Genomic DNA, 25,471 nt, shown 5'->3' with positions numbered 1-25,471 from the left:
AAAAAGCCGCCCGTAGGCGGCTGTGTGTTCTATTTCGATCAGGCCGGGACTGTCGGCCAAACCGGTCTGTCAATCGTCAGATCAACGGCTTTCAGCGCCCGTGAGTACGCCTGCCAAAGCCTTGCCTGGGCCGTTTCAGCATCGGTCGCATCACCCAACTGAAGGGATAACAGAAGCGGCGTCATTACCTGCGACGCTGCTGTCTGAAGCGATTCAAGCTGCATTTTGTTTGCTGTCAGGATTTCATCGGGGGCTGGCACATACGGAACAGGCGCGGAAAAAACTCCGGCTTTGTAGGTCCAGCCCACTGCTGGCTGAGGATCAAGGTCGGTAACTTCCACCCAAATCAGGGTTGGATGGAACAGCGACCGGATATCGCCGTCTTCCGGGATCAGCTCTACAGGGAACCCGGAAGGTGGGAAAAGCTCCGCCACGATATCGTTCTCAATTCGGGAAAAAGTTCTCATGCGTATTCCTCGACACTGAAAAATGAAGGTCCACCTATAGAGCCTGCGCTTGCGCTTGAAGATGCTAAAGCGCGCTGACCGACGCCTCCAACGCCATAACCGGCAACAGCTCCAAAATTGTTTGTTGCGCCAAATGGCGATTTCCCGCCCGCCCCCCCTTCTACGCTGGATAGCTGGTAAAGGCGGCCGACGCCACCGGCATCGCCAGGAGTTCCGAGAATGTTGGCACCGGATGGGGCGGTACTTGGACCGCCACCACTTCCGCCTTGCTGTGCAAAACTGGCAGCAGCAGTGCTAAAACCGCCGCCATTACCGCCCGGCAAGGTCAGCAGGCTACCGAAACTGCTCGTACCGCCAGCAGTACCGTTAGCGCCAGGCACACCAGTCCCGGGGGAGCCGATCACAACCGATTGAGTGGTGAACCCGGTCGCATCATAAATGCCTTCCCCATAGGCGCCAGCACCACCGCCACCGCCAGCCGCAGACTGGGATGCACTGGTAGCCGCAGTGCCACCTCCGCCGCCGCCAGGGCCGACACCGCGCACCCTGATTTTGGTTGTGCCTGTTGTCTTGGTATACGTGCCGCTGGCAGTAATGGTCTGGATGTTGAGCAGCCGACCTACAGCCTGCCCCAATTGCATGGCGTGCCGGCTTTGCGTGGCTGGAGCAGTTTGCGATGCACCGCCCAACGATTCGATGACAATCCAGGCGCCGTTCCCGCCGTTTACCCCTGCCTGTACCAGATACATCAGCACAGCCACACCGACGGGCAACTCGCCTCCTTGAAGAGGTTGCAAACCCAGACCATAAATCGGCTTGGCTGCCAAACCATCAGGCGCATAGGTCGATGCGCCAGTATTGGCATGGGCGATTACAAGGCGCTGAAAGTAGCCAGAATCTGGAAGCGCAGTTAACGCTGGGGAGTTAGTTGCCGAATACACATTGGCCGCGCCAGTATCCGCGAGAAGAGTCGGCTGTTTATTTACAAGACGGATGGCAGCAATGAGTTGATTGTTACTTTCCTCATCCGGGGCAAGGCCCGCCGCTGAAATCACATTGAGTATTTCCTCAGTGACCGCATTGCCCCACTGGGAAGGAATCAAGGATCCCGGCGTCCCAAGCAATGGGTCTTCATCTACAAATTTGCCACCTACCAGCCCAACGCCGGGCGCGCTAATTGGAAAATCCATGTTCTTACCTCTCAGTCATAATTGATGTGTAAAACGGTGTGTGCCGGAACGTGCCGACGTATCAAGCATTCAAGAGCGTTGCCCGGGTTAGCCCCGAAGCGCTCACCCCAATAGCTCGCGCCAAAGCGCCGCCCCAACAGCAATCGGCCGCCGGTATTCAGGGTCCACATGAACTGCGCCTGCCAGGTCCCGAAGTGCGTCGCGCCAAACCGCGCCCGTCCCATTCGCGGGGCTTTGAGTTCGGTGATGGCGGCGTTGGGGTAACCCTGGCTCTTGGCGATTTCGACGTAGTAGCTGATGGTCTGATTGCCGACGGCGAGCAGGCGGCGACGCACGGCGAGGCGGCGGTCATCGAACAACGGGGTGGCTCCCAGACACGGGTCGGGCAGGTTCATTACCCGTTCCCAGTCGGGCACCAGTTCGCTGACGCCGGCCGGGTCCATTTCATTGAGCAGGTCGGCGGCACGGGCGTCGATGCGGGACAGTTCCTGGGCGACGCCTTCGAGCACCTCTTCCAGTTCCGGCACCCGCTCGGGGTCCCAGGCCGGGCCGCTGGGCAGCAGGCTGCGCAGTTGGGCGTGGTATTGAGCGGCGGTTCTTATGCCTGCCATACGCAACCTCCGAAGGTCAGCAACTGGTTATTGGTTGCTGCAACATCGGCGGTCGGCGATAAGAGTTTGTGGTCGCTTTCGCCGGTGGCGCTGCTGATGGCTTCGGCGATGTGGGTCAGCAGCAACGTGTCACCAAGGCCGGCTTCGCGGTTATGCAGATCGCGCAATTGCGCTTCGACGGCGGCGCGAACAGCAGTGGTGTCCGGGGTCAGGCGCAAGCTGTAAATGACCGGCATTTGTACCGGTGCCAGCACGTGCAACTCGGCGGTAACCGGGCGCAGCGGTTCGATGTAGGCCTGGACTTCGGCCAGTTGCGCAGCGGTCGGGATGGGTTGCGGGTCGTCATCGCGCATGATGAACAAGCCGACAGTACCGGGCCCCAGATAGCTACCGCGACACCAGGCGCGAGTCACGCCCGGGCATTCAAGCGCCCAGGTTTCATAGTCTTGGGCCGAACCGCCGTGAGGAATGATGCGGTAGGAACTGATGACCCGGGAGCGCAGGGATTCCAGACTTTCCCGAGCGATGCCGCCGATCAATCCCGGCGCCAGCACGATGAAGCTGTTGCCGGCAATGCCCAGGATCGGCTGCACCGGAATCAGCGTCATGCCGGCCTCGGCATTGCCCAGGCTACCGGTCTCGAGTGCGGCGATGGTGGTGCTGTTGAGGCCATTGCTGGTGGTGCGTGCGGCGGTCACTTTGTAGCTGCGACCGTCGCTTGATTGCAGCAGGGTGTCGACGTCCAGCACGGCACCGGCGCTGGCGGTAAAGCTGACGCTACCGCTGGCCGCTTGTGCGGCTTTGCGCGGCTGGTTCAGGCGTAGTGCGGCGATCCGTTCCAGGGTCGATTCATCGGCCTTGTCCGGGAGGATCTGCTCGGCGATCCAGTCCAGGTAGCCATACAGGCCATAGGCGGCGCCACCGAGGGTGCGGGCCAGCACTTGCGCATCGGACTGGCGCAGCGAATCGCTGGCCAGGTCGCTTTGGGTGCGTTTGATCAGCACCGGCAGCGAAGGGGTTTCAAACGGCATAGATCACCTGCCAACTGTTATCAGGGTTGATGTCCAGGCGCTCGCCATCGGCCAGGGTCAGGACCGTGCGCAGGTTCAGGCGCTGGGCGTCGAGGCGTTCGCTGATGATGCCGATGGCGCTGCAATGGCCGTCGTCGATCAGCCATTGCAGGGCTTCGCGGGCATAAAACTCGGCGTCCATCTGGGTTTGTCGGGTCAGCTTGACCCGGCGCAGCAGCCACAGGCGCGAACCGATGCGGTCGTCGGCCACCGTAGGAAAGGTGTCGCCCCACCAGCCGAAACGTTCTTCGTCGTCGAGGGCATCGTCATCGGCGGCGCGGCGCCAGGTGAACAGGCTGATCAGCACTGAACGGGTCAGGGCGGCATGCAGGTTTTGGCTGATGAACATCACTGCCCTCCCGCCGGTACGCCGGTCTGGCCGTTACCCGCTTGAACGCCGACATGCACGTGTTTGATCTGGCTGATGCCGCCGGCAATCTGATCGCCCTGGGAGACGATCTTGCCAGTCTGGGTCAGGGTCGGTGTGTCGATGTTCACGGCGCTGCTGGCGCGGATGTTCAGGGTGGCGGTTTCGATGTCGATGATCCGCCCGCGCTTGAAGTGGATCTTGTCGCCTTCATCGGTGTAGATCGCCACTTCGCCAGCGGCCAGGGACTGGAGGCGATAGCGGCGGTCGGCGACCACCAGCACGATGGCGTGGGAGCGATCACCGCCCAGAAAAGTGGCGATACCTTCAGCGCCGGCCAGCGGATTGCTGGTGAAACCGTAGGGTTCGAAGTGTTCCATGTCGTCGTTCACTTCGCCGGCGGTGAGGCGCATTTGCAGCGATTGAAGCTTGGTGGCCGAGTTGGCGAGCACGACAGTGCCGCGCGCCAGGAGGCGTGTCAGTAGGCTCATTGGGGGGTCCTTCAATGATCAGGTCGGACGCGGTCGTGTGGGAGCGGGCTTGTGTGGCGAGGGGGCTTGTCGGAACGCCGCATCGCCCCGTTCGACTGCGAAGCAGTCGCAAAACCGGTAACTGCTTTCTAATTCATGATCGCGGTGACTGGTTTTAGGTGCGCTTCGCACCCCAACGGGGGCAAGCCCCCTCGCCACACCCGCTCCTACAGGGTTCGGTGTAAGGCTCAGGTTTTCTTCGGGGGCTCGGGATTGGCGTCGAAGGTATGCGGCGGTGCGACTTGCAGGGTGGTGACCGAACCTTGCGCCGACAGCGAGTAGGTCACCTTCGAGATCAGCATGTCGTCATCAAACCCCAGCACCGGATCCTTGACCCGCACCAACGTGTTATGACGCCACAAATCACCATTGGATTGCCGCCAGCCTTGCACCTGATAGGTGGTGGCTTTGGCCTTGCCCACGCGGGTGGCGCTTTCCCAGTTGGCCCGTTGCAATGCCAGATCGGGATTGATCTGCATGCCTTCGTTGATCACCGTGACCCGCCGACGCTTGTAGCTCAGGTCGGTGGACACCGATTCAACCTCGCTGACCGCTGCCCCGCTCTTCTTGTCCGTCCCTTTGTGCTGACCGATTACCCGGTATTCGGAGAACACCTGGCTGTAATCCATCGACGCGTTGGCCGACAGAATATTTTTGCCCAACTCCAGCGCATCGCTGGCCCGGCCACCACTGCCAGGCCGGGCCAGCACCAGCCGGCCCTGGGCATCATCGGTAGAAAACACCCGGAACAACGTCAGCAAGCGGTCGATGGATTGAAACACCGTTTCCCCCGGCACAATGGTGTGACTGCTGAGCCGGGCGGTCTCGGGGATTTCGCTGGCCACAAAGACCTTGTAGGTAATCGCCAGCGCTTCGACGATGCTCAACAACGATTGCTCATGCCATTGGTTCGGGCGGTTGGTCGCGGCGCAATCCACCAGGTCCTGGGTACTAGAACTGCCTTCGATGTTCAGGCTGATCTGCCGCCCGTCATAACTGATCGGGGCCTTGAACACATACCCGGTCAGCACCAGATCCTGGCCGATGCGCACTTCACAGGCGTCACCGGGCTGGATCCGTTTGTCCACGGTCTGCCCCGGCCATTGCCAGGTGATGTTGAGTTTAAAGGTGCGGAACTGACGCTCCAGATCCGCAGTGATTTCCACGCTTTTCCAGCCACCGTATTCCAGGCCGCCGACGGTCAGGGTGACCTTGTTATCCAGTTCACTCATGGCTCACTCCCTGGAGAGTTTCAAATCGTTCGGCGGGAGGAAACTCGGATGGGCAACACCGTTGCGCTGAGTCACTTCCGTGACCCGCGTGGCATCGGCAAATTGCCGATAGGCCACGACGACGGCAGGCAAGCTCTCCTGAAAGGATTTACTGACCAGCCGCACGCCGGACGACGCCACCGCCTTGAGGTGCGCATTCAACGCCTGCTTCACATCATTGATGGCCTGGTAGTGCGCGGGATTGGCCTTGTTCAATGCCAGTTGGAGCGCTTCGTTCAACTCCTTTTGCAACAACTGCAAATCGTCGGTGACCGGCACTTCCTGACGGGTGACCGGCTGCTGTGTCTGATGATCCAGAGACGGCTGCGAGGTCAGTTTCACCGGCGTCGACGCCACTGGCATCGAGGCGACCCATTGCGCCACCTGCACCAGCAGCGTGTCCTGCACCAGATCGGCCATGGCTTGCGCCGCCGCCGTGGTGTCCTTGCCGGTGGTGAGCTTCGGTGCATCGGCCTTGCGGATGGCTTCGATCTGCTGGGAAACGTTGGCAATCACGCCACGATAGCCCTCCTTCGCGAAGTCCTTGAGCGATTTGATATCGCCGAGCAAGCCCTTGAATTCCGCCGCCACTTCCTTGGGCAGCTCCTTGACCGCCTTGACCAGCTCGCTGATTTTCCGGTACTCCTCGATCAACGGTTTGAGCTGTTCCTGGATCACTTCATAGACCCCGGTCAGGCTGTTACGCAGATTGGCGATGCCGATCCGCGCGGCCTTGATCAGGGTCATGGCCTGTTCGAAACGCGCCACCGCCGAGCCCAGCAGCGTGTCCGCCGATGACAGCAGCACCTTTTGCGTGCTGACCGTGGCCGTCGGAAACTGCAGGGGTTGATCGGGGTAGAACTTCAGGGCAAAGGTCACCAGCCCGCCGTCCTGGCGGGTGTGGGTCATGTCGCATTCACCGACCTTGACCTGCATCCGCCCCAGCCACGGGTGGACCAGTTCACCACTGCCCTGCTCCAGTGCCTTGAGCAGTTTGTCACGCTGCTCCAGGCAATCGGCGCCGACGATGAAGGCCGTCAAGTCGTGGATCTTCGCCTGTTGGCCAAGGCCTTCGAAAAACGGCTGATCACGTTGCGGATACTCGTGCAACTGGCCCTTGTGGCCGACCGGGGTTTTCGCCTGATCGACCCAAAAACCGACACCGCGAAAGGATGCCGGCAACAAACGGTCACGCCAGTTCATTGGAACCTCCCATAGACAGCGAGCGATAGCCGATGCGCGAATTGAGCGACAGCCCCGGTTGATTGGTTTGCGGTTGATCGGTGCGCATCCCGGCCGGCGCGTTTTCGAAGCGCACGGTCAGGCCGCCTTCGAGTTGCGTGCGGTTGTTGGCGGCGGTTTGCTGGATCAGGGTGCTGGAGGTTTGCGGCAGAGAGCCGCCCTGCAGCGCATTGTTCGCCGCCGGTGAAGGGCTCGCACCAAAGAACGCCGGCGCCAGCTCACCCTTGCCTTCAGCATTGGTCTGGCGTTGCGCCTCGGTGAGGCCTTCGACCTTGCCGGTGACGTTGGCGATCAACCCGGCGAAGCCGCCGTCGAACAGTTCCTTGATCGGTGCGATCACGGTCTGCAATTTTTGCCAAAGCTCACCGAACCACTCGGTAATCGGTCCCCAGTTCTTGATGATCTGTCCCAACGGCGTCCATTCGAACATGTTGTGCAAAAACTCCAGCACCGGAGCGGCCAACGCCTGCACCACGCCCCACAGCGCCGAAAACACTTCGCTGATCGGCTGCCAGTACATCGCAATCTGCTCCAGCGGCGACCACTCAAACAGGCTCGCGAAGAAGCTTTTGACCTGTTGCGCGGAGGCTTGCAGCGCTGCCCAGATCGGTTCGAAGAATGTGACGATGCTGCCCCAGTTATTGACGATCATCCCCAGAGGGGAGAAATCGAACAGCGTGCGGAAAAAGTCCTTGATGACTTGCGCCGCCGGTTGCAACGCCGTCCAGATCGAGGCGAAGAGCCCGGTAAGCGCGCCCCAGTTGTTGATGACCATGCCCAACGGTGTCCAGTCGAACAGGCCTTTGAGGAAGGCCATCGCCGGTACGCTTAACGCTTTGAGCAGCTCCCAGATCGCCGAGAACAGGCCGGTCAACGGCCCCCAGTTTTCCAGGATCATGCCGTAGGGGGTCCAGGAGAACACTGTCTTGAAGAAGTCGATTACCGGGGCGGTGACCGCTTTGATGTTTTCCCAGATCCCCGAGAAGAATCCCGTCAGCGGTTCCCACAGCGCCGCCAGTGTATCCAGCGGTCGCCAGTCGAGCACCGATTTCAATAACGCCATGGCGTTCGCCGCGGCGTTTTTCACCCCCTCCCACAGATTGCCGAAGAAAGCAGAAATCGGTGTCCAGTTGGCCACGATCAAACCGGCCGCCACGGCAATGCCCATGGCGATCAGCATGATCGGATTGGTCTTGAGCACCATGCTCATCAGATCGAACACCTGAGTGGCGCCGGTCACGGCGGTTTGCATCGCCGAGAACGCAATGGCACCTGCCGCCAGGCCTTCGACCAGTTTCGGGTTGTCGTTGAGCAGGCTGCCGACACCAGTCAGCAACGGCTCAAGACCGACCGCTACCGCACCGACCGCCGGCAACAGCGCGGCGTCCACGGCGGCGGAGACTTTTTCCATCGACGCGCTGAACACATTCAGGTTCTGCGCGGCGGTTTTCGGCGCTGCGGGCATGTCGACCGTTTTGGCCGTCTCACTGACCTCGGCCAATTTGCCCTGGAACGCAGCAGACGCCTTGATCCCGTCCACGAACGGCGTGATCACGCTGCCGCCCTTGAACAAACCGCTGATGTCCAGTTTGCCGAGGCCGGTCTGCTCCAGGTTTTTCTTGAAGCTCTCGACCTTTGCCCGAAGGGCACCGAGCTTGGGTGACAGTTCATCGATGCCCGTGAGCGGCACCGAGGTTTTCTCTTTCGTTTCTGTGTCTGCCATCACTGCACCTGCTGCATCGCATTGATCCGTTGCGCGTGCTCCAGGGATTCGCGGAGCACATCCAGTGGCCTGGCCATCATCTGTTCGGGGTCAACCTTCCAGAACCAGGCCAGGTCATAGGCGACTGCGATCAGGTCGGTGATGGCGCCGACGCCGCACTCATGAAAAAACTCGCGACGGCCCAACTCAACGCGTTGAGGTCAGCCAGATCCAGCTGGTTGACCGACGACGGCGGAATGCCGGCGCACACCGCGATGTATTTGGCCGCGACGTCCATGTCGAGGCTGACCTCTTCGCTCTTGTCGATCTTGTACGGCAGCGCCTTGATCGCCCGCACTTCCTGCACCGTCGGACGGCGCAGGTTGAGTTCGGTCAAGGGCTCACCGTGGGCTTCGATCGCAACTTGAAGCTTCACGGCGTTGGTCATTGCCAGGTCCCCTTGATGCCTTCGAATTTCAGTTCGATGGTGGCGTCATCGCCTTTGGATACCGGCTCTTCCACCAGATAAGCGCCGGCCAGTACGTAGACTTTGCCGTTGCTGAATTCGCAGGTGACGGTCATGTCGGAGCCTGCGATCAGTTGCTTGAGCGGGAAGTCCGCGGTGTGCAGCGCCGTCACTTTGAACGACGGCGCGATGTCGGTTTCCTTGTAGAAGCCCGGCACGACGGTTTCCCGTTTAACGGCCATCAATGGCGCTTCGCAGCCGCCGTTGATAGTCAGTTGAGCGCCGTCCACTTTGACGTAGCAGGTGCCCGCAATCAGTTGACCCATGGTGTTTCTCCCTTCAAATAAAAAGCCCACGCGGGGTGGGCTGAAATCACACAGTCAAAGGCAGCGATCAGGCTGCGTCGTCGTACTGCAGACGGAACTGGTTAAGCAGCGCGAATACGCGCAGGCCGTTGATGTAATCCGGCGGGAACAGCACGTTGACCCGGCTCGGGTCCTGAACATCGCGCTCGACGATCAGGTGTTCGGCGAACAGTTCGGCGTTTTCCACGTGGCCTTCCAGTTCGAGCTTGGCGTACTGGGCGATCAGCTCACCTCGAATGGTGCTCGGGGTGACGATGGGCTGGCCGGCGCCGAAACGGGTGCCGTCGGAAGCCAGTTTGTGGCGACCGTATTTGCTGGTGATCACGCTTTGCAGACGACGCACGATGAACGCCGACTGGTGCATGGTTTCGCTGTCCAGGTAGGAATTATCTGCCTGGCCGTAGGCGTTCTTCTGGTAGGTGGTGATCGAACGCTGAATGCGCACGTAGCCGCCTTCGTAGTACGCGGTGGCGATGCCGTAGTTGAGCAGCGACTGACGCTCGGTCAGGGTGAAACGCTCGCTGGCCGGTGCCGGGTCAAGACCTGGCAGGCTGCCGCTTTGGGTCGGCCGGCTGGCGTCGGCAGAGATGAACACCGAAGTGCGCGCAGCCAGTGCAGCGGCCTGTACCCAGAACGGTTGCGGCACGCCCGGTTCCAGCGCCTGGATGGTCATGTGCTGGTCGTTACGCGCCTGACCGGCTGCCACCAGAGTACCGAGGGTGCCGCGCTTGGCACTGTAGACGTGGCCGAACAATTGCTTGGCCCAGGACCAACGACCGGCGCTGTCATCCATGACGGCTTGCCAGGTGTTGAGGGTCGACAGATCCGACCACGGCATGCAGATGAACTCGAACGGTTCATCGCCCAGCGCCGCCACGGCGGCCACTTGATCTGGCACACCGGCACCGCCGGTCATGGCGGTGATGGCGGTGATGGCCGAGGTCAGGCCCGCCGGGGTTTCTTCGCCGTTGCTCTTGCCCAGGCGATTGAATTGCAGGCTGATGTCATTGCCGCTGTCGCCGGTCCATTTGGCGCTCAGGGTCACAACGCCTTCGACCGCAGCAGCGCTGACTGGCAGATCCGCAGCGGCATTGATTTTCAACGCCAGCGCGGTGGCTGCTTGAGCCGCCGTGGCACCGTTGACGATGGCCGCTTGAACACGAACGCCGCCGACGTACAGGTTGAGCACGCCGCTTTGCGTCGCCGCACCGGTCAGGGTCAGCACACCTTTGGCAATGCTGCCTTCGGTGTTGTGCAGCGGCAGGCACCAGATCTCGCCGATCGGGTCGGTCTTGCGCCAGGTTTCGTACATCGAGGCGAGCATCGAGCCTTGGCCGCCAATGCTTTTGGCCAGCGCCACGCTGGACACCAGCACCAGTTTGCCGACGTCGGCTGGTGCGATGTTGTCGTTGACCTGAGCGACGATCAGGCGGCGCATGGCCGACGACGCGCTATTGGCGGCCGAGTTGTCCATTTCGGCGTAGAACAGCGGAACACGAATGTCCGCGGGGATGTTGCTGAATCCGATCGCCATTATTTGGCTCCCTGTGGTTTCGCCGTTTTCACGGCTTTGGTAGTGATATCGCCATCGGCCAGACGTCGACGCCACCAGGCGTTGTCCGGCACTTCACGGCCCTCGAGGGGCAACAGATCGCCCGCTTCCGGGTCTGGCACGGCGCGGCCGGGGGCCGGCAGCACGGTGATGCGTTTGCTCATGGGGTTACGTCTCCAGAGAAAGTCAGTTCCAGGCGCCCGTCGGGGCCTGGACGTTGCAGATTGGGGTCCGCCGGGTCGATCGCATCGACCCGCACGGTGACCCCGGTAAAGGACGACAAGCCGTCCAGTTCACGCTCGTGCCAGCTTTCCGCAGGTTGACCTGGCAGATTGCGGCCAAGCTGGAATTCGGTAAAAAATCGCAGGCGGTAGAGCACGCGGCTGCTGTTGATGGAAACCAGTTCGCCGCCGTCGTACTCGATGGCGCTGTAGTCGTTGCTGGGCTTGAAACCCACCAGTGCGCGCCACAATTCGGCGCGCAAGTCATGCAGTTGATCCAGCGCTACCGCGGCGTCCGTGGTATCGAGCACCAGCGTCACTTCGAAGCGATCGCGGATCGGTTGCAGCATCAGGTTTTGCGCAACGCTCTTGCTTGCCACATCGGCCATGGGGACGACGTAGGCGCAAGGGGTTTGCAGTGGTGTGTTGGCTTGCAGCGTGGCGAGGTCGATGCCGGCGGCCACGCGATTGGCAAGCGTTGGGCATTGCTCACGCAACTGCGTGAGGATCGGAGTGATCTTCATGAGGGCGCTCCAGTTGTATGGAAGGTGCAGTCAGAAACCTGTGGGAGCGAGCTTATGTGGCGAGGGGGCTTGCCCCCGTTGGGTCGCGAAGCGGCCCCCCGCGTGAGTCCAGACAAACCAAGTTATCGGGACTCACGACTGCTTCGCAGCCGAACGGGGGCAAGCCCCCTCGCCACATAAGCCCGCACAGGGGATGTTCGGTTGCATGCAGGGGTTGTATGGAACACTGAACACAATGTGGGAGCGGGCTTGCTCGCGAAAGCGCTGGGTCAGTCAACATTGATGTTGGATGTACTGCCGTCTTCGCGGGCAAGCCCGCTCCCACAGGGTTCTGCGTGTTGGCTACAGCTTTGGGAGGGAACCTGGATCAGGCGAGGGCGTCAGCACTTGGGTCAAGGCAAGTCGCCTCGATCATGCAGCGATAGCTGTTGGTGCGATCGCCGCTGGCGGTGACTTTGTCGATCGACCAGCGACCGCGCATGAAGTCCGGCCAAGTATCGTCCAGCAGTACCAGCCCTTCAGCCGAAAAGTCAGGATTGCCCGGACAGCTGATTTTCACCTTGAGCTTTTCACGGCCCATTTTTCGCACTTCACCTTCGCCGACCGCCTGCGCTTCTTCCTGTTCCTATAGCAACGCGAAGATCAGCGACACCGGTTCACTGTTGATCGGGGCGAGAATCCCCCGGTGGCACTTCGCAAACGCCAATCCGCTTGGCGGCCCAGCGTTCGTAAAGCCCGATGGCCACGTCCGCCCCGGCCATCGCCGTCAGGCAGCCAAAGGCACCGGCGGCCCAGATCGACACGCCGGCGGCGTACAGCAGCATGATCGCCGACACCCCGCAGATCATGCAGGCGCCGGAGCGCAACGCCAGGCGCCGCAGCAGCGACCAGCCACGGGCGCCCTCCTTGTCGGCGCGCCACATTTCGCCGGACACCCCGCCCGCCACGGCGAGGAGGATGACCAGCCAGATCGGCATGTCCAGCAACGCTTGTTGCTCGTTTGTCATGTCACGCCTCCTGGGGTGATTGATGAGTGACGGGGATAGGTGAGCTTTTTGAAGTCGATCGACAAAGAATTACAGTTGCTCAACGATTACGTTGTCGATGAAGGCAAAGTTGGCGTACGGGTTCTGTTCGTTGGAGAAAGCCAGGGTCGTTTGAGTCGTGGTGGCGGTGAAGTCGTAAGTAATGCTGCTCCACTCGATGAAGACTCCCGTGGCGGTCGGCGTGTTGAAGGTGACGGTCTGACCGGCCACTTTCACTTGCACGACACCCTCACCGGAGCGACCGGCGTACCGAGCATTACCCGCACTGAAGGTCAATCGGTACTTGGCCCCTGCCACGGTGGCAAAGTTCTGTTGAATCCCGCCGCCATTGCCATACACATAGTTGGCCAGATCGACAATCACTGCGCCTTCCGCTGCCGTGCCAGGGATTGAACCGCTCACTTTGAAATACTCGGCACCCGACAGAAAGGTGGTCCAGCCCGTGATGAAGTTGGCTTCCACCGGAGTGTCCAGTACACAGCTGTCGCTGCAACCGGGTTGTTCAAAGCTGCCGTTAACCAGGAGGTTCGCAGCAGTAGCGCTGCCCCCAGCGCCGAAAAGAGCCAGCGCCAGCATCAGTGGGCCAATGGTTTTGTTGAATACGTTCATGGTTTACCTATTGCGTTGAATGAGTGAGTTGCGCAGCGATTGCTACACAGGGAGCCCCCAATGAGGGTTGATGTACCTGACGTTAGGCAGGCATTCCAAAAAGCCCGGTTACCCAGGCTTTTCAGTAATGCTCTTGTGCGATCTTTCGGCGCTACTGGCGCGGTACGGATCCATTCAAATTGTTTTTCCGACCGCGGTCCCTGCCCGCCGGATAACTGCTTCTGGTGCTTTACGCTGCACACCCGGGTCAGTTGCCAACCCTCTGAACCGTTGAGGCCGGTTCATCGCTGCCTTTGTGGTGGAACTAAAGAGCTTCGTTTCGAGCCGTCTTGTTGGGCGGCTTGAGACAAAGAATATGCATGGATGCATATACAGTCAATGCATAAATGCATTTATTTATGCATTGAAAATGCGCGAACGCATAAAAGTCCCGCAGACAAAGGGGTTGGCGGTTTTCGACAGGCGAAAAAAAACCCGCCGGGCAGCGGGTTTTATCTGACAGCGGTGAGGTTAACGGGCGTACATGCCCCACCAGAAGACGTGGCCGAGGATGACAATCTGCTCTTCCTGGATTTCCTGGAAGCTGTAGTCTTCGTCCGGATGCTCATCGCGATTGAAGCTGCGCAGGCGAATCCCTGTCGGCAGGCGATAAAGCTGTTTCACCCGCAATTGGCCATTGTGGTTGATGGCGTACAGGTCGCCATCGACGATATCGCCAATCCCGCATTTACCGGCATTCACGCCGACCGTTGCGCCATCGCGCAGCACCGGCAACATACTGTTGCCGCGTACGGTTACGCATTTGGCCTGGTCGAACTGCACACCGTTGTGGCGCAAACTGCGCTTGCCGAAGCGCAGGCTAGAGCGCTCGCTCTCTTCGATGACGAATCTTCCTGATCCAGCAGCCAATTCAACCTCGCGAAGAAAGGGGACCGACACCTCGTCGTCATCGACGGGCGTATCGTCGTCCCACAGGCTTATATCCTTCAGTTCCGAATGCAACTCATCGCGCCCGGCGCTGGCGGCTGGTGTGACATCCGCGCGGCCCCGCAACTGATCGGTGCTCACGGCGAAGTATTCGGCAATCTTCGAAATATGTTTATCCGAAGGATCGACGATCTTCCCGCTGAGGATGCGCGAGAGAGTGGATTGAGGCACGCCGGTGCGACGGTGAAGCTCCGTGGGGGAGATCCCGTGCTGGTCGAGCAGCGCTCTTAAGACGGTAGAAACATTGCGTTTTTGCATAACGCGCATAGTGCTTGATCTTTTTTCGGAAGACAAATGCTGATTTGCATAATTTGAATTGGGCAGCAAGCTCGCGGAGCCATGCGCCCAATTAAGCAAGCAGGGGGGGAGGCGGACTACGATGCCTGGCAATCTGGCTGGAATAAGTGGTGCTGAAGGCTTATGGCAAGTGCGCCGCTCGCCGCCGAGAAACTGTAGAAGCATGGCAAAAATAACTCTTTCTTATGTTAGAGTCCCGCGCGAAAAATGCGGCAATGACGCCTCAGCGATAAATCAGGAAAAAGAATGGCGATTATCAAGAAGAACCCGAATCTTCCTGACTATTTTGTTGAGATACCCGGGGTGTCGGTGCATACACCGACTCACGAAATCCCCTCTATCGTCTCTCAGTACGAGGACGCGAAAGCTCTGTATTTCCCTGACTTGCGGCCTAGTATCGACTTTGATTTCTGGGCGAAGTTAGACACAAATTCTTTGCCAGCTCTTAAGAAGTTGTCCACAACACCGAGCATTACGACGGCGCCGGAAGTTGATGCAGCCGACCAGATAAAACGGATTGAGCGTTCTGGGGTTGACCCAGCAATTGCACAGACTATTAGTCAGCACATGTCGTCGCTACTGGATCAGGTGCTTCCGGTTTACCGGAAACTGTTTGAGGGATACCGATTCACGAAGGGACAGGTCGTTTGGCGGCTTAATGAGATTTGCGCAGAAAACCTACACGTAGACACATATCGTGAAGCGCTGCCGCATCACTTCGCTCGGATGTTCATCAACCTCGACAACCAGCCGCGCATCTGGCATACGAGCTGGCAAGCGGACAAGGTGGTTGAGCTGGCAAGCCAGCGCGTGAGCATGACCAGTCTCTCCGACCTTTCAGACAATGACTTGTGGACCGAGATGAACCGGTCCGTGTTCGGCAAAACAAGTCGGGAATGGTGGGATGACCAACCGCGTCATATAGGTTTCTTCGAGCCAGGGGATGTGTGGGTGGTGGATAGTCGTCTCGTTGCGCATCAGATTTTCTATGGGCGCCGCGCTGTGTCTATCGACTTCTTCGTCGAGCCTGAGTCTATGCTCAATCCGTCTCGCCATTACTTGGAGCTGGCGCGAGAGGCCCGCAGGAAGTTGGTTTCCACCCCCATGAGTAAGATTTTGTTCAGAATTAAACACTTTTGGACGAAGAGCATATCCAGACTGATAGGTTGATCAGTTCGCTTTGACGTCGTCCTCACCGAAATCACTGAGTCATTTTCCTACCCCTTCCGATGAGTGATCGTCTCTACGCTCCCGCGAAGCCATAGGACCTTCCCCCATGTTACCCTCACGCGCACAAAATAGCGTTGCAGCGTGGAGGTTCTCAAAATATCGGCCCCATGCCCATTCGAAACGCCCCATTTTTGCCCCACACACTTGAACGAATAACGCCAAGCCACTGATGAATAAAGCGATTTCAGATCTCTCCTCTCACACGCCAATGATGCAGCAGTACTGGCGCCTGAAGAACCAGCACCCTGACCAGCTGATGTTCTACCGCATGGGCGACTTCTACGAGATCTTCTATGAAGACGCGAAGAAGGCCGCCAAGTTGCTGGACATCACCCTGACGGCTCGCGGGCAATCGGCGGGTCAGGCGATTCCGATGTGTGGGATTCCTTACCACGCCGCGGAAGGTTACCTGGCGAAACTGGTGAAGCTGGGCGAGTCGGTGGTGATCTGTGAGCAGGTCGGCGATCCGGCCACCAGCAAAGGCCCGGTGGATCGTCAGGTGGTGCGGATCATCACACCCGGCACGGTCAGCGATGAAGCGCTGCTGGATGAGCGTCGGGACAACCTGATCGCGGCGGTGCTGGGTGACGAGCGTCTGTTCGGTCTGGCGGTGCTGGACATCACCAGCGGCAACTTCACCGTACTGGAGATCAAAGGCTGGGAAAACCTGCTGGCGGAACTGGAGCGGGTCAATCCGGTTGAGTTGATGATCCCGGACGACTGGCCGAAGGACCTGCCGGCGGAGAAACGTCGTGGGGTTCGTCGCCGTGCGCCGTGGGATTTCGAGCGCGACTCGGCGCTGAAAAGTCTTTGCCAGCAGTTTTCCACCCAGGACCTGAAAGGTTTCGGCTGCGAGAACCTGACCCTGGCGATCGGCGCTGCTGGCTGCCTGCTCAGCTATGCCAAGGAAACCCAACGCACCGCCCTGCCGCACTTGCGCAGCCTGCGTCATGAACGCCTGGACGACACCGTGGTGCTGGACGGCGCGAGCCGTCGCAACCTGGAACTGGACACCAACCTGGCCGGCGGTCGCGACAACACCTTGCAATCGGTGGTCGACCGCTGCCAGACCTCCATGGGCAGCCGCCTGCTGACCCGTTGGCTGAACCGTCCGCTGCGGGATTTGACCGTATTGCTGGCGCGTCAGAGCTCGATCACTTGCCTGCTCGACGGTTACCGCTTCGAAAAACTGCAACCGCAGCTCAAGGAAATCGGTGACATCGAGAGGATTCTGGCGCGGATCGGCCTGCGCAATGCCCGTCCTCGTGACCTGGCGCGTCTGCGCGATGCTCTCGGTGCATTGCCAGAGTTGCAGCGAGCGATGGCCGAGCTTGAAGCCCCGCACATCATTCAACTGGCCACGACCACCAGCACCTACCCGGAACTGGCGGCGCTGCTGGAAAAAGCCATTATCGATAATCCGCCCGCCGTCATCCGTGACGGCGGCGTGTTGAAAACCGGTTACGACAGCGAACTCGACGAGTTGCAATCGCTGAGCGAAAACGCCGGGCAGTTCCTGATCGATCTTGAAGCCCGGGAGAAGGCCCGCACCGGCCTGGCCAACCTCAAAGTCGGCTACAACCGCATTCATGGTTACTTCATCGAGTTGCCGAGCAAGCAAGCCGAGTCAGCGCCGGCGGACTATATCCGCCGCCAGACTCTTAAAGGCGCCGAGCGCTTCATCACGCCAGAACTGAAGGCGTTCGAAGACAAGGCGCTGTCGGCCAAGAGCCGGGCCCTGGCTCGCGAGAAGATGCTGTACGAAGCGCTGCTCGAAGACCTGATCGCCCAGTTGCCGCCCTTGCAAGACACCGCCGCCGCACTGGCCGAACTGGACGTGCTGAGCAACCTCGCCGAGCGTGCACTGAACCTGGACCTGAACTGCCCGCGCTTCGTCAGCGAGCCGTGCATGCGCATCAGCCAGGGCCGTCACCCGGTGGTCGAGCAAGTACTCACCACGCCGTTCGTGGCCAACGACCTGAACCTCGACGACAACACCCGCATGCTGGTGATCACCGGTCCGAACATGGGCGGTAAATCCACCTACATGCGTCAGACCGCGTTGATCGTACTGTTGGCGCATATCGGCAGTTTCGTGCCGGCAGCCAGTTGCGAATTGTCCTTGGTCGACCGGATCTTCACCCGGATCGGTTCCAGCGATGACCTGGCTGGCGGGCGCTCGACCTTCATGGTCGAAATGAGCGAAACCGCGAACATCCTGCACAACGCCACCGAACGCAGCCTGGTGCTGATGGACGAAGTCGGACGCGGTACCAGCACCTTCGACGGCCTGTCCCTTGCCTGGGCCGCGGCCGAGCGTTTGGCGCACCTGCGGGCCTACACACTGTTCGCCACCCACTATTTCGAGCTGACGGTGCTGCCGGAAGCCCAGCCGCTGGTGGCCAACGTGCACCTCAATGCCACCGAACACAACGAACGCATCGTGTTCCTGCACCACGTGTTGCCTGGGCCTGCCAGCCAGAGTTATGGCCTGGCGGTTGCTCAGTTGGCCGGTGTGCCGAGCGAAGTGATCGTGCGCGCTCGCGAACACTTGAGCCGACTGGAATCCACAGCGCTGCCTCATGAGGTTCCGAAGCCGGCCAAAGGCAAACCGGTCACGCCGCAGCAAAGCGACATGTTCGCCAGCCTGCCGCACCCGGTGCTGGATGAGCTGGCCAAGCTCGACCTGGATGACCTGACACCACGCAGGGCTTTGGAAATGCTCTATACATTAAAGACACGGATCTAACGCACTTGCGTGCAAGCTGTTAGAATCTCGCGCGGTTTGGGATGCTGCAGGCTAATAGCCTGGCCTGCAGACTATCGCTCCCGAACCTGGCGACCCCGTCCTGAAGGGGCTCCGCTGCCGCCGCCTGAGGAGAGAATTAGAAATGACCTTCGTCGTCACCGACAACTGCATCAAGTGCAAGTACACCGACTGCGTAGAAGTCTGTCCGGTGGACTGCTTTTACGAAGGCCCGAACTTCCTGGTGATTCACCCGGATGAGTGCATCGACTGCGCCCTGTGCGAACCCGAATGCCCTGCCGTGGCCATCTTCTCCGAAGATGAAGTTCCGGAAGATATGCAGGAATTCATTCAGCTGAACGTTGAGCTGGCGGAAATCTGGCCCAATATCACCGAGAAGAAAGAATCGTTGCCCGATGCCGAAGAGTGGGATGGCGTCAAAGGCAAGATCAAAGACCTCGAACGCTGATTATTCCTGCGTTCCCGAAAAGGCCCCTTGCGGGCCTTTTTGCTTTTCTGCAGGCAAAAAAAGGGGCGGTATTACCCGCCCACATTTTTTCCCTATTCCTTGTGTTCCTTTTCATCGTCCTGATGAACCGCTTCCTGCGATGTCCATTCCCCTCTTCCTTGAAGGGCGTGTCTATCCGTCGACACAGTTCAAATACTAGAGAGTTCCCCACCAAGAGCAATCGGCCCCTGGCGCTAAAATCGTTTGTCATATGTTGTTCGTATAAAATAATAATCATATAAATCAATTAGATACACCATCACAAAGTTTGGAATAGACGACTGCCAGGGTGTAAAAATAACGAACACTTACGAAAGAGTAAGCAAAGACTTACAGCACGAGACTACAAACCTGAGATGGATGTCGGAGACGACTCCCTTTCCATATTTTCGGCAACAAAAAGCCCCGAATCAGTCGGGGCTTTTTGTTATCGGTTGAGCGAATTGCTTATTGGAACAGCGATTCACTCGACAGGCCGTTTTTCTCGAGAATCTCCCGAAGACGCTTGAGGCCTTCAACCTGAATTTGCCTGACCCGCTCCCGGGTCAGGCCGATTTCCAGGCCTACATCTTCAAGCGTGCTGCTCTCGTGACCTCGCAAGCCGAAGCGGCGTACGACCACCTCGCGTTGCTTGTCGGTCAGCTCCGAGAGCCACTGATCGATGCTCTGTGACAGGTCGTCGTCCTGCAACAGTTCGCATGGATCGGTCGGGCGATCATCGGTAAGGGTGTCCAGCAGGGTTTTATCCGAATCCGGACCCAGCGAGACGTCGACCGAAGAAACCCGCTCGTTCAGGCCGAGCATGCGCTTGACCTCGCCTACCGGTTTTTCCAGCAGGTTGGCGATTTCTTCGGGGGAGGGTTCGTGATCGAGCTTTTGAGTCAGCTCCCGTGCAGCTCGCAAGTACACGTTGAGCTCTTTGACCACATGGATCGGCAACCGGATGGTCCGGGTTTGATTCATGATCGCGCGCTCGATGGTCTGACGAATCCACCAGGTCGCGTAGGTCGAAAAGCGGAAGCCACGTTCGGGATCGAACTTTTCTACTGCCCGGATCAGGCCGAGGTTGCCCTCTTCGATCAGGTCCAGCAGCGACAGCCCACGATTGACGTAACGCCGGGCGATTTTCACCACCAGCCGCAGGTTGCTTTCAATCATGCGCTTGCGCCCGGCCGGATCACCACTTTGCGACAAGCGCGCAAAATGAACTTCTTCTTCCGGGGAGAGCAATGGGGAAAAGCCGATTTCGTTGAGGTACAGCTGCGTGGCATCGAGTGCCCGTGTGTAGTCGATGTACTTGTGTTGCTTAAGCGAAGCGGAGTGTTTGGATTTGGCACGAACGGAAGGTGGTGCATCCCCTTCATCATTCGACATCGAATCCGTAGCGATGCCGGTCTCCATCAGGAGAACCTCATCGTCGATGTCAAACTCCGGCACTTCTTTACTGAGAGCCATTGTTATAGTCCTTTGGTGAGTTCGACCTCAAGCTCAAGCGGCGCCTTTATCCCTGGCAACGCTGGAGCCTGTTCCCTCTACGTGACGGAACAGGCTGGCTAACAAATCAACGACGTGGCAGGAATTGCAGCGGATCTACCGGTTTACCTTGTCGGCGAATCTCAAAATGCAGCTTCACCCGGTCTGTACCTGTTGACCCCATTTCGGCAATTGTCTGTCCGACTTTGACCTGCTGCCCCTCCCGAACCAACAACCTGCGGTTATGTCCGTAGGCACTGACGTAGGTATCGCTGTGTTTGATGATGACTAATTCGCCGTAGCCCCTTAAGCCACTCCCGGCGTATACCACCGTCCCATCAGACGCAGCTAAAACAGGCTGTCCCAAATCTCCGGCGATATCAATTCCTTTATTCAAACTACCGTTTGAAGAGAATTTACCAATCAGAATGCCACTAGAAGGCCACCCCCAGCCCGTCGGGGCCGGACCGGCAGGAGGCAGTGGCGCGGGTGCCGGCTTGTTGGCGACGGACGGTGCAAGCACTGTTGTAGTGGTTGTCGCGCCATTTGCCTGGCGCCGAATTACTGTGGTTTTACTCGACGACGAAGGCGAAGAACTGGACGAACTCACGACCGCCGTCGGCGTTGAACCACTGCGACCGTCAAAGCGAATCGTCTGACCCGGATGGATCGTGTAAGGCGTAGGAATGTTGTTCCGTGCCGCGAGGGCTTTGTAGTCCCAACCGTAGCGAAAAGCGATGGAGAACAAGGTGTCCTTGGGTCGGACAACGTACTGGCCAGTGGTCACAGCCGGACGCTGGGCGACCGCGTTATTGCGATCGACGACACTCGCACTACCTGATTTGGTGCTGGAACATCCGACCAGCAAGGTACTCAAGACAAGGCCAGTCACCAGACGCTGAAAGCTCGTTATACCCATTCGCTGCGCAATGACTGTGAGACTCACCCGCCGCTCCCTTTGTGGTGGCTGAAAATGTGGATTGCCGTACTCCGGCACGAAATGTCGCAAGTATATCGGGCCGAACAGGCTTTACCTTCAATGAAGCGGATTCACTTCACACATACGTTTACTGCATGACGATGAATTGCGTTTAGCCAATCGATGCCGCTGTAAGACCCGGGCAATCGAAGAGAATTCAGCGCGTTGAAACAAATGCTCAGGCCAATGGCCCATTGAGCAATGGCACAAAGCGCACCGCCCCCAGAACACGCCTGGAAAAGCCCTGCTCTTCACGGATGATCAACATCAATTGTTGAACCTCACCGGAACCAACCGGAATCACCAGCCGTCCGCCCGGTGCCAATTGGTCGAGCAATGCCTGAGGCACGTCGGTGGCCACGGCGGTGACGATAATGCCGTTGTAAGGCGCCAGCGCTGGCCAGCCTTCCCAGCCATCGCCCCAGCGAAATACCACGTTGCGCAGGTTCAGTTCCACCAGGCGCTCCTTGGCCCGGTCTTGCAGAACCTTGATACGCTCCACGGAAAAAACCCGCTCGACCAACTGCGACAGCACCGCCGTCTGGTAACCCGAACCGGTACCGATTTCCAGCACCTTATCCAGAGGACCGGCTTCCAGCAGCAGCTCGCTCATGCGAGCCACCATATAAGGCTGGGAGATGGTCTGGTTATGCCCGATCGGCAGCGCCGTATCTTCATAGGCGCGATGGGCCAACGCCTCATCGACGAACAGGTGACGCGGCGTGCGGCGGATGACTTCCAGCACCTTGGTGTTCGACACCCCTTCTTCATAGAGGCGCTGAATCAGGCGTTCGCGGGTCCGTTGGGAGGTCATCCCAATACCGCGATGCAGAATATCGTCTTGTTCACGAGCCATTAGCGCAATCCCTCCAGCCAGCCATCGAGACTTCTGAAGGCATCATTAAAGGTGCGATCCAGTTGCAGTGGAGTGATTGAAACATAGCCTTGCATCACCGCATGGAAATCGGTGCCCGGGCCGCCATCTTCAGCGTCCCCCGCTGCGGCGATCCAGTAACCGGATTTGCCGCGCGGGTCGACTACTTTCATTGGCGCGGCAGCCCGGGCGCGGTGGCCGAGACGGGTCAGCTGGATACCGCGGATGTGATCCAGCGGCAAGTTGGGAATGTTCACATTCAGTACCGTGCGCGGTGGCAGATCAAGATCCGCGTGGGCCTCTACCAGTTTGCGCGCAAAATAGGCGGCTGTGGGAAGGTTCTCTACTTGCCGTGAGACGAACGAAAAGGCAAACGAAGGACGCTCAAGGAAACGTCCTTCGAGGGCCGCTGCCACGGTGCCGGAATACAGCACGTCATCCCCCAGGTTGGCCCCCAGGTTGATGCCGGAAACCACCATGTCCGGCTCGAACTCCAACAAGCCGTTAAGGCCCAGGTGCACGCAGTCGGTGGGTGTGCCGTTGAGGCTGATAAAGCCGTTGGCCAGGGTTTGCGGGTGCAACGGACGGTCGAGCGTCAGCGAACTGCTGGCGCCGCTTTTGTCCTGGTCCGGGGCGATAACCACGCATTCGGTGTAATCCGCCAGCGCAGCATAAAGCGCGGCGAGACCGGGTGCTGTTACCCCATCGTCGTTAGAAATCAGAATACGCATGGGCTGTCCGTCTGCCCCACCGGCACCAGATCGACGAGTTCGCGCACCAATACAGTGGCGAAGCATCCGGCCGGGAGGACGAATTCCAGTTGCAGAATGTCAGGCTCGGGATAATGCCACGTCAACCCGCCAATGGGCAGCCGCAGAATTCGACGTTCGTGGTTCATTCCGGCGTTAATCAACCAATCGCGCAGATCCGCTTCGCGAGCGGCAATTGCCTGCTCCAGTTCATGGACAGCGCCCGACGCTGGTGAGTCACCTTCGCCCCATTGCGGGCCGGTCGGATGCAGGTCGAGAATTGCCAGACGTGGGTCGCTGCATTCGGCAACACCGGCCGGAAAGAAACTGCGGCTGTCGGTGAACGCCAGCAGATCGCCCACCTGAGCGCGCTGCCAGGTGCCATCGGCGACGCGCGCCGCCAACACCTGGTTGAACAGAAAACTGCGCGCGGTGGAGAGCAGGCGCGAACGCACATTGCGTTGCTCCGGCAAGGCCTTGCGCGCCGCCCAGGCACGGGCATCGACAACGTTGCCACCGTCATGACCAAAACGCTGAGCACCGAAATAATTGGGAATACCTTGCCTGGCGATCAGTTGCAGACGCTCTTCGATTGCCACCTTGTCACCGGCGAACTGGGTCAGGCGCAAAGTGAAGCCGTTGGCCGAATGGGCACCGCGTTGCAGTTTGCGTTTATGCCGGCCGGTCTTGAGGATTTTCAGTGTGTCGTTTTCCGCCGCCGACAGATCAGGATCGGCCTTGCCCGGCAGTTGCACGCTGAACCACTGGCGAGTCAGTGCCTGACGATCCTTGAGGCCCGCATAGCTGACAGTACGCAAGGGCACGCCCGCCGCCTTGGCGATACGCCGTGCTGCTTCTTCGGTATTCAGGCCACGCTTCTCCACCCAGATCCACAGGTGTTCGCCTTCGCCGCTGAGGGGAATATCGAGGACTTCATCGACCTGAAAATCTTCCGCGGTGGCTTTCAGCACCGCACTGCCGAGGGCTTGACCATAGGCTCGCGGGCCGAGCAATTGCAGTTCGTTCATGCGCGCAACAACAGGGCAACGGAGTGCACGGCAATGCCTTCTTCGCGACCGACAAAGCCAAGCTTTTCGGTGGTGGTAGCTTTCACGTTCACTTGATCCAACTCAACTTGAAGATCCGCGGCAATCAGCGCGCGCATCGATTCGATATGCGGGGCCATTTTCGGGGCCTGGGCGACGATGGTGTTATCCACGTTGCCGACTTTCCAGCCCTTGGCGTGGATCAGTGCGACGACGTGACGCAACAATACCCGGCTGTCGGCCCCCTTGAATTGCGGGTCGGTGTCGGGGAAGTGCTTGCCGATATCACCCAGCGCGGCAGCACCGAGCAAGGCATCGCTCAAGGCGTGCAGCAGGACATCACCGTCGGAATGGGCGAGCAGCCCGAAGCCGTGTGCAATCCGCACACCGCCCAGAGTAATGAAATCGCCTTCAGCGAAACGGTGCACATCGTAGCCGTGGCCAATACGCATAAAAAAACGCCCCGATTTTTGTCAGGGCGTGATTCTACCTGCATTAGACGCCTAGGGCGCGTGCGTGATGCTGCAAGTGGTCGTCAATGAAGCTGGCGATGAAGAAATAACTGTGGTCGTAGCCCGGTTGCAAACGCAACGTCAGCGGATGACCCGCCAGTTTGGCTGCCTGTTGCAAGGCTTCAGGCTTGAGCTGGGTGGCCAGGAAATCATCGCGATCACCCTGATCGACCAGCAGCGGCAGCTTCTCGTCAGCCTCGGCGATCAATGCACAGGCATCCCACTCGCGCCACTTCGAACGGTCTTCGCCCAGATAACGGGAAAAGGCTTTCTGACCCCAGGGGCAATCCATCGGGTTGTTGATCGGCGAGAACGCCGACACCGATAGATAACGCCCCGGATTGCGCAACGCGCAAACCAGCGCACCGTGGCCACCCATGGAGTGACCGCTGATGCCACGCTTGTCCGACGCAGGGAAATGCGCTTCGACCAATGCCGGCAATTCCTGCACGACATAGTCATGCATCCGATAGTGCCGGGACCAGGGTTCCTGCGTGGCATTCAGATAAAACCCGGCACCGAGACCGAAGTCCCAGGCGCCGTCCGGATCACCCGGCACATCAGGACCGCGAGGGCTGGTGTCCGGTGCGACGATGATCAGCCCCAGCTCGGCGGCCATGCGCATGGCGCCGGCCTTTTGCATGAAGTTCTCGTCGGTGCAGGTCAGGCCGGACAACCAGTACAGCACCGGTAGTTTGCCGCCCTGCTCCGCTTGCGGCGGCAGGTACACGGCAAACACCATGTCGCAACCAAGCACTTCTGAGCGATGGCGATAGCGCTTGTGCCAACCGCCGAAGCTCTTCTGACAGGAGATATTTTCCAGGCTCATGACCGACC

General features: G+C 59.3%; 27 protein-coding genes and 1 pseudogene. 3 read left to right on the top strand and 25 right to left on the bottom strand.

The window, feature by feature from the left end:
• Positions 1-38: 38 nt before the first annotated feature.
• The 18 genes and pseudogenes from ACA044_RS05865 to ACA044_RS05780 all read right to left on the bottom strand — a co-directional run bounded on the left by ACA044_RS05865 (position 39) and on the right by ACA044_RS05780 (position 14,478).
• The gene (locus ACA044_RS05865) at positions 39-467 is read right to left on the bottom strand and encodes a tail fiber assembly protein (protein WP_497445527.1); all 429 of its coding nucleotides are present in this window, start codon (positions 465-467) and stop codon (positions 39-41) included.
• The gene (locus ACA044_RS05860; protein ID WP_497445526.1) at positions 464-1,657 is read right to left on the bottom strand and encodes a glycine-rich domain-containing protein; all 1,194 of its coding nucleotides are present in this window, start codon (positions 1,655-1,657) and stop codon (positions 464-466) included. Before ACA044_RS05860 ends, ACA044_RS05865 begins: the two co-directional genes overlap by 4 nt.
• Positions 1,658-1,668: 11 nt before the next feature.
• Positions 1,669-2,268 (bottom strand): YmfQ family protein, encoded by a 600-nt coding sequence (locus ACA044_RS05855; RefSeq protein ID WP_497445525.1) that lies wholly within the window; start codon positions 2,266-2,268, stop codon positions 1,669-1,671.
• Positions 2,256-3,299 (bottom strand): baseplate J/gp47 family protein, encoded by a 1,044-nt coding sequence (locus ACA044_RS05850; RefSeq protein WP_497445524.1) that lies wholly within the window; start codon positions 3,297-3,299, stop codon positions 2,256-2,258. Before ACA044_RS05850 ends, ACA044_RS05855 begins: the two co-directional genes overlap by 13 nt.
• Positions 3,289-3,687 carry a phage GP46 family protein gene (locus ACA044_RS05845; protein ID WP_497445523.1) on the bottom strand — a complete coding sequence of 133 codons (399 nt, stop codon included), beginning with the start codon at positions 3,685-3,687 and terminating at the stop codon, positions 3,289-3,291. The genes ACA044_RS05850 and ACA044_RS05845 overlap by 11 nt, the downstream gene beginning before the upstream one ends.
• Positions 3,687-4,196: a phage baseplate assembly protein V gene (locus ACA044_RS05840; protein WP_038979176.1), complete on the bottom strand. Its 510-nt coding sequence runs from the start codon at positions 4,194-4,196 to the stop codon at positions 3,687-3,689. Before ACA044_RS05840 ends, ACA044_RS05845 begins: the two co-directional genes overlap by 1 nt.
• Before the next feature lie 227 nt (positions 4,197-4,423).
• Positions 4,424-5,467 (bottom strand): phage baseplate assembly protein, encoded by a 1,044-nt coding sequence (locus tag ACA044_RS05835; protein WP_497445522.1) that lies wholly within the window; start codon positions 5,465-5,467, stop codon positions 4,424-4,426.
• Between the two features lie 3 nt (positions 5,468-5,470).
• Positions 5,471-6,709, bottom strand: a complete 1,239-nt coding sequence (locus tag ACA044_RS05830; RefSeq protein WP_497445521.1) for a DNA circularization protein — start codon at positions 6,707-6,709, stop codon at positions 5,471-5,473.
• Positions 6,696-8,471, bottom strand: a complete 1,776-nt coding sequence (locus tag ACA044_RS05825) for a phage tail tape measure protein (protein WP_497445520.1) — start codon at positions 8,469-8,471, stop codon at positions 6,696-6,698. The genes ACA044_RS05830 and ACA044_RS05825 overlap by 14 nt, the downstream gene beginning before the upstream one ends.
• Before the next feature lie 130 nt (positions 8,472-8,601).
• On the bottom strand, positions 8,602-8,898 hold the full coding sequence (locus ACA044_RS05820) for a phage tail assembly protein (protein WP_497445519.1): 297 nt from the start codon (positions 8,896-8,898) through the stop codon (positions 8,602-8,604).
• Positions 8,895-9,242, bottom strand: a complete 348-nt coding sequence (locus ACA044_RS05815) for a phage tail tube protein (protein WP_018926973.1) — start codon at positions 9,240-9,242, stop codon at positions 8,895-8,897. The genes ACA044_RS05820 and ACA044_RS05815 overlap by 4 nt, the downstream gene beginning before the upstream one ends.
• Positions 9,243-9,309: 67 nt before the next feature.
• Complete coding sequence (locus tag ACA044_RS05810; protein WP_497445518.1) at positions 9,310-10,815, bottom strand: phage tail sheath subtilisin-like domain-containing protein; 1,506 nt, start codon at positions 10,813-10,815, stop codon at positions 9,310-9,312.
• The gene (locus ACA044_RS05805; protein WP_053152846.1) at positions 10,815-10,997 is read right to left on the bottom strand and encodes a DUF2635 domain-containing protein; all 183 of its coding nucleotides are present in this window, start codon (positions 10,995-10,997) and stop codon (positions 10,815-10,817) included. The genes ACA044_RS05810 and ACA044_RS05805 overlap by 1 nt, the downstream gene beginning before the upstream one ends.
• Entirely contained in the window at positions 10,994-11,578 is a 585-nt protein-coding gene (locus ACA044_RS05800) for a phage tail terminator protein (RefSeq protein ID WP_497445517.1), read from the bottom strand. The genes ACA044_RS05805 and ACA044_RS05800 overlap by 4 nt, the downstream gene beginning before the upstream one ends.
• A gap of 367 nt (positions 11,579-11,945) precedes the next feature.
• Positions 11,946-12,197 (bottom strand): annotated as a pseudogene (locus tag ACA044_RS05795) (phage late control D family protein); the annotation flags it as partial.
• Positions 12,198-12,234: 37 nt separating this feature from the next.
• A complete protein-coding gene (locus ACA044_RS05790; protein ID WP_497445516.1) occupies positions 12,235-12,585 on the bottom strand; it encodes a phage holin family protein in 351 nt (116 codons plus the stop codon).
• A 69-nt stretch (positions 12,586-12,654) separates the two neighbouring features.
• Positions 12,655-13,233, bottom strand: coding sequence for a DUF642 domain-containing protein (locus tag ACA044_RS05785; protein WP_497445515.1), 579 nt, complete (start codon positions 13,231-13,233; stop codon positions 12,655-12,657).
• A gap of 510 nt (positions 13,234-13,743) precedes the next feature.
• Positions 13,744-14,478, bottom strand: a complete 735-nt coding sequence (locus ACA044_RS05780) for an XRE family transcriptional regulator (RefSeq protein WP_497447171.1) — start codon at positions 14,476-14,478, stop codon at positions 13,744-13,746.
• Positions 14,479-14,763: 285 nt separating this feature from the next.
• Here ACA044_RS05780 and ACA044_RS05775 point away from each other — a divergent pair, with 285 nt between their 5' ends.
• The 3 genes from ACA044_RS05775 (at position 14,764) to fdxA (ending at position 18,962) form a co-directional block, all read left to right on the top strand.
• The gene (locus ACA044_RS05775) at positions 14,764-15,687 is read left to right on the top strand and encodes a hypothetical protein (protein ID WP_497445514.1); all 924 of its coding nucleotides are present in this window, start codon (positions 14,764-14,766) and stop codon (positions 15,685-15,687) included.
• A gap of 241 nt (positions 15,688-15,928) precedes the next feature.
• Positions 15,929-18,496 (top strand): DNA mismatch repair protein MutS, encoded by a 2,568-nt coding sequence (gene mutS, locus ACA044_RS05770; protein ID WP_497447170.1) that lies wholly within the window; start codon positions 15,929-15,931, stop codon positions 18,494-18,496.
• A gap of 142 nt (positions 18,497-18,638) precedes the next feature.
• Positions 18,639-18,962, top strand: a complete 324-nt coding sequence (fdxA, locus tag ACA044_RS05765) for a ferredoxin FdxA (protein ID WP_003222178.1) — start codon at positions 18,639-18,641, stop codon at positions 18,960-18,962.
• Positions 18,963-19,448: 486 nt separating this feature from the next.
• Here the strand turns inward: fdxA and rpoS are convergent, their stop codons facing one another.
• The 7 genes from rpoS to fghA form a co-directional block, all read right to left on the bottom strand.
• Complete coding sequence (gene rpoS / locus ACA044_RS05760) at positions 19,449-20,456, bottom strand: RNA polymerase sigma factor RpoS (protein WP_007907200.1); 1,008 nt, start codon at positions 20,454-20,456, stop codon at positions 19,449-19,451.
• Positions 20,457-20,562: 106 nt separating this feature from the next.
• Positions 20,563-21,420 (bottom strand): peptidoglycan DD-metalloendopeptidase family protein, encoded by an 858-nt coding sequence (locus ACA044_RS05755; protein WP_192344226.1) that lies wholly within the window; start codon positions 21,418-21,420, stop codon positions 20,563-20,565.
• Between the two features lie 211 nt (positions 21,421-21,631).
• Complete coding sequence (locus ACA044_RS05750; protein WP_497447169.1) at positions 21,632-22,267, bottom strand: protein-L-isoaspartate(D-aspartate) O-methyltransferase; 636 nt, start codon at positions 22,265-22,267, stop codon at positions 21,632-21,634.
• Between the two features lie 41 nt (positions 22,268-22,308).
• A complete protein-coding gene (gene surE, locus ACA044_RS05745; protein WP_497445513.1) occupies positions 22,309-23,058 on the bottom strand; it encodes a 5'/3'-nucleotidase SurE in 750 nt (249 codons plus the stop codon).
• Entirely contained in the window at positions 23,046-24,104 is a 1,059-nt protein-coding gene (truD, locus tag ACA044_RS05740; protein WP_497445512.1) for a tRNA pseudouridine(13) synthase TruD, read from the bottom strand. Before truD ends, surE begins: the two co-directional genes overlap by 13 nt.
• The gene (gene ispF / locus ACA044_RS05735; protein ID WP_007907189.1) at positions 24,101-24,574 is read right to left on the bottom strand and encodes a 2-C-methyl-D-erythritol 2,4-cyclodiphosphate synthase; all 474 of its coding nucleotides are present in this window, start codon (positions 24,572-24,574) and stop codon (positions 24,101-24,103) included. The genes truD and ispF overlap by 4 nt, the downstream gene beginning before the upstream one ends.
• A gap of 43 nt (positions 24,575-24,617) precedes the next feature.
• Positions 24,618-25,463 (bottom strand): S-formylglutathione hydrolase, encoded by an 846-nt coding sequence (fghA, locus tag ACA044_RS05730; RefSeq protein ID WP_497445511.1) that lies wholly within the window; start codon positions 25,461-25,463, stop codon positions 24,618-24,620.
• Between the last annotated feature and the right edge of the window lie 8 nt (positions 25,464-25,471).

The sequence above is a fragment of the Pseudomonas sp. LBUM1673 genome (genome assembly GCF_059695645.1).
Note: the sequence above shows the minus strand (reverse complement) of the source record. Positions and strands in the feature narration are given on the sequence as shown.

Bases quoted from the DNA above. Each gene is read 5' to 3' on its own strand.
- ACA044_RS05865 (WP_497445527.1), bottom strand. From the start codon at position 467: ATGAGAACTTTTTCCCGAATTGAGAACGATATCGTGGCGGAGCTTTTC.
- ACA044_RS05860 (WP_497445526.1), bottom strand. From the start codon at position 1,657: ATGGATTTTCCAATTAGCGCGCCCGGCGTTGGGCTGGTAGGTGGCAAA.
- ACA044_RS05855 (WP_497445525.1), bottom strand. From the start codon at position 2,268: ATGGCAGGCATAAGAACCGCCGCTCAATACCACGCCCAACTGCGCAGC.
- ACA044_RS05850 (WP_497445524.1), bottom strand. From the start codon at position 3,299: ATGCCGTTTGAAACCCCTTCGCTGCCGGTGCTGATCAAACGCACCCAA.
- ACA044_RS05845 (WP_497445523.1), bottom strand. From the start codon at position 3,687: ATGTTCATCAGCCAAAACCTGCATGCCGCCCTGACCCGTTCAGTGCTG.
- ACA044_RS05840 (WP_038979176.1), bottom strand. From the start codon at position 4,196: ATGAGCCTACTGACACGCCTCCTGGCGCGCGGCACTGTCGTGCTCGCC.
- ACA044_RS05835 (WP_497445522.1), bottom strand. From the start codon at position 5,467: ATGAGTGAACTGGATAACAAGGTCACCCTGACCGTCGGCGGCCTGGAA.
- ACA044_RS05830 (WP_497445521.1), bottom strand. From the start codon at position 6,709: ATGAACTGGCGTGACCGTTTGTTGCCGGCATCCTTTCGCGGTGTCGGT.
- ACA044_RS05825 (WP_497445520.1), bottom strand. From the start codon at position 8,471: ATGGCAGACACAGAAACGAAAGAGAAAACCTCGGTGCCGCTCACGGGC.
- ACA044_RS05820 (WP_497445519.1), bottom strand. From the start codon at position 8,898: ATGACCAACGCCGTGAAGCTTCAAGTTGCGATCGAAGCCCACGGTGAG.
- ACA044_RS05815 (WP_018926973.1), bottom strand. From the start codon at position 9,242: ATGGGTCAACTGATTGCGGGCACCTGCTACGTCAAAGTGGACGGCGCT.
- ACA044_RS05810 (WP_497445518.1), bottom strand. From the start codon at position 10,815: ATGGCGATCGGATTCAGCAACATCCCCGCGGACATTCGTGTTCCGCTG.
- ACA044_RS05805 (WP_053152846.1), bottom strand. From the start codon at position 10,997: ATGAGCAAACGCATCACCGTGCTGCCGGCCCCCGGCCGCGCCGTGCCA.
- ACA044_RS05800 (WP_497445517.1), bottom strand. From the start codon at position 11,578: ATGAAGATCACTCCGATCCTCACGCAGTTGCGTGAGCAATGCCCAACG.
- ACA044_RS05790 (WP_497445516.1), bottom strand. From the start codon at position 12,585: ATGACAAACGAGCAACAAGCGTTGCTGGACATGCCGATCTGGCTGGTC.
- ACA044_RS05785 (WP_497445515.1), bottom strand. From the start codon at position 13,233: ATGAACGTATTCAACAAAACCATTGGCCCACTGATGCTGGCGCTGGCT.
- ACA044_RS05780 (WP_497447171.1), bottom strand. From the start codon at position 14,478: ATGCAAAAACGCAATGTTTCTACCGTCTTAAGAGCGCTGCTCGACCAG.
- ACA044_RS05775 (WP_497445514.1), top strand. From the start codon at position 14,764: ATGGCGATTATCAAGAAGAACCCGAATCTTCCTGACTATTTTGTTGAG.
- fdxA (WP_003222178.1), top strand. From the start codon at position 18,639: ATGACCTTCGTCGTCACCGACAACTGCATCAAGTGCAAGTACACCGAC.
- rpoS (WP_007907200.1), bottom strand. From the start codon at position 20,456: ATGGCTCTCAGTAAAGAAGTGCCGGAGTTTGACATCGACGATGAGGTT.
- ACA044_RS05750 (WP_497447169.1), bottom strand. From the start codon at position 22,267: ATGACCTCCCAACGGACCCGCGAACGCCTGATTCAGCGCCTCTATGAA.
- surE (WP_497445513.1), bottom strand. From the start codon at position 23,058: ATGCGTATTCTGATTTCTAACGACGATGGGGTAACAGCACCCGGTCTC.
- truD (WP_497445512.1), bottom strand. From the start codon at position 24,104: ATGAACGAACTGCAATTGCTCGGCCCGCGAGCCTATGGTCAAGCCCTC.
- ispF (WP_007907189.1), bottom strand. From the start codon at position 24,574: ATGCGTATTGGCCACGGCTACGATGTGCACCGTTTCGCTGAAGGCGAT.
- fghA (WP_497445511.1), bottom strand. From the start codon at position 25,463: ATGAGCCTGGAAAATATCTCCTGTCAGAAGAGCTTCGGCGGTTGGCAC.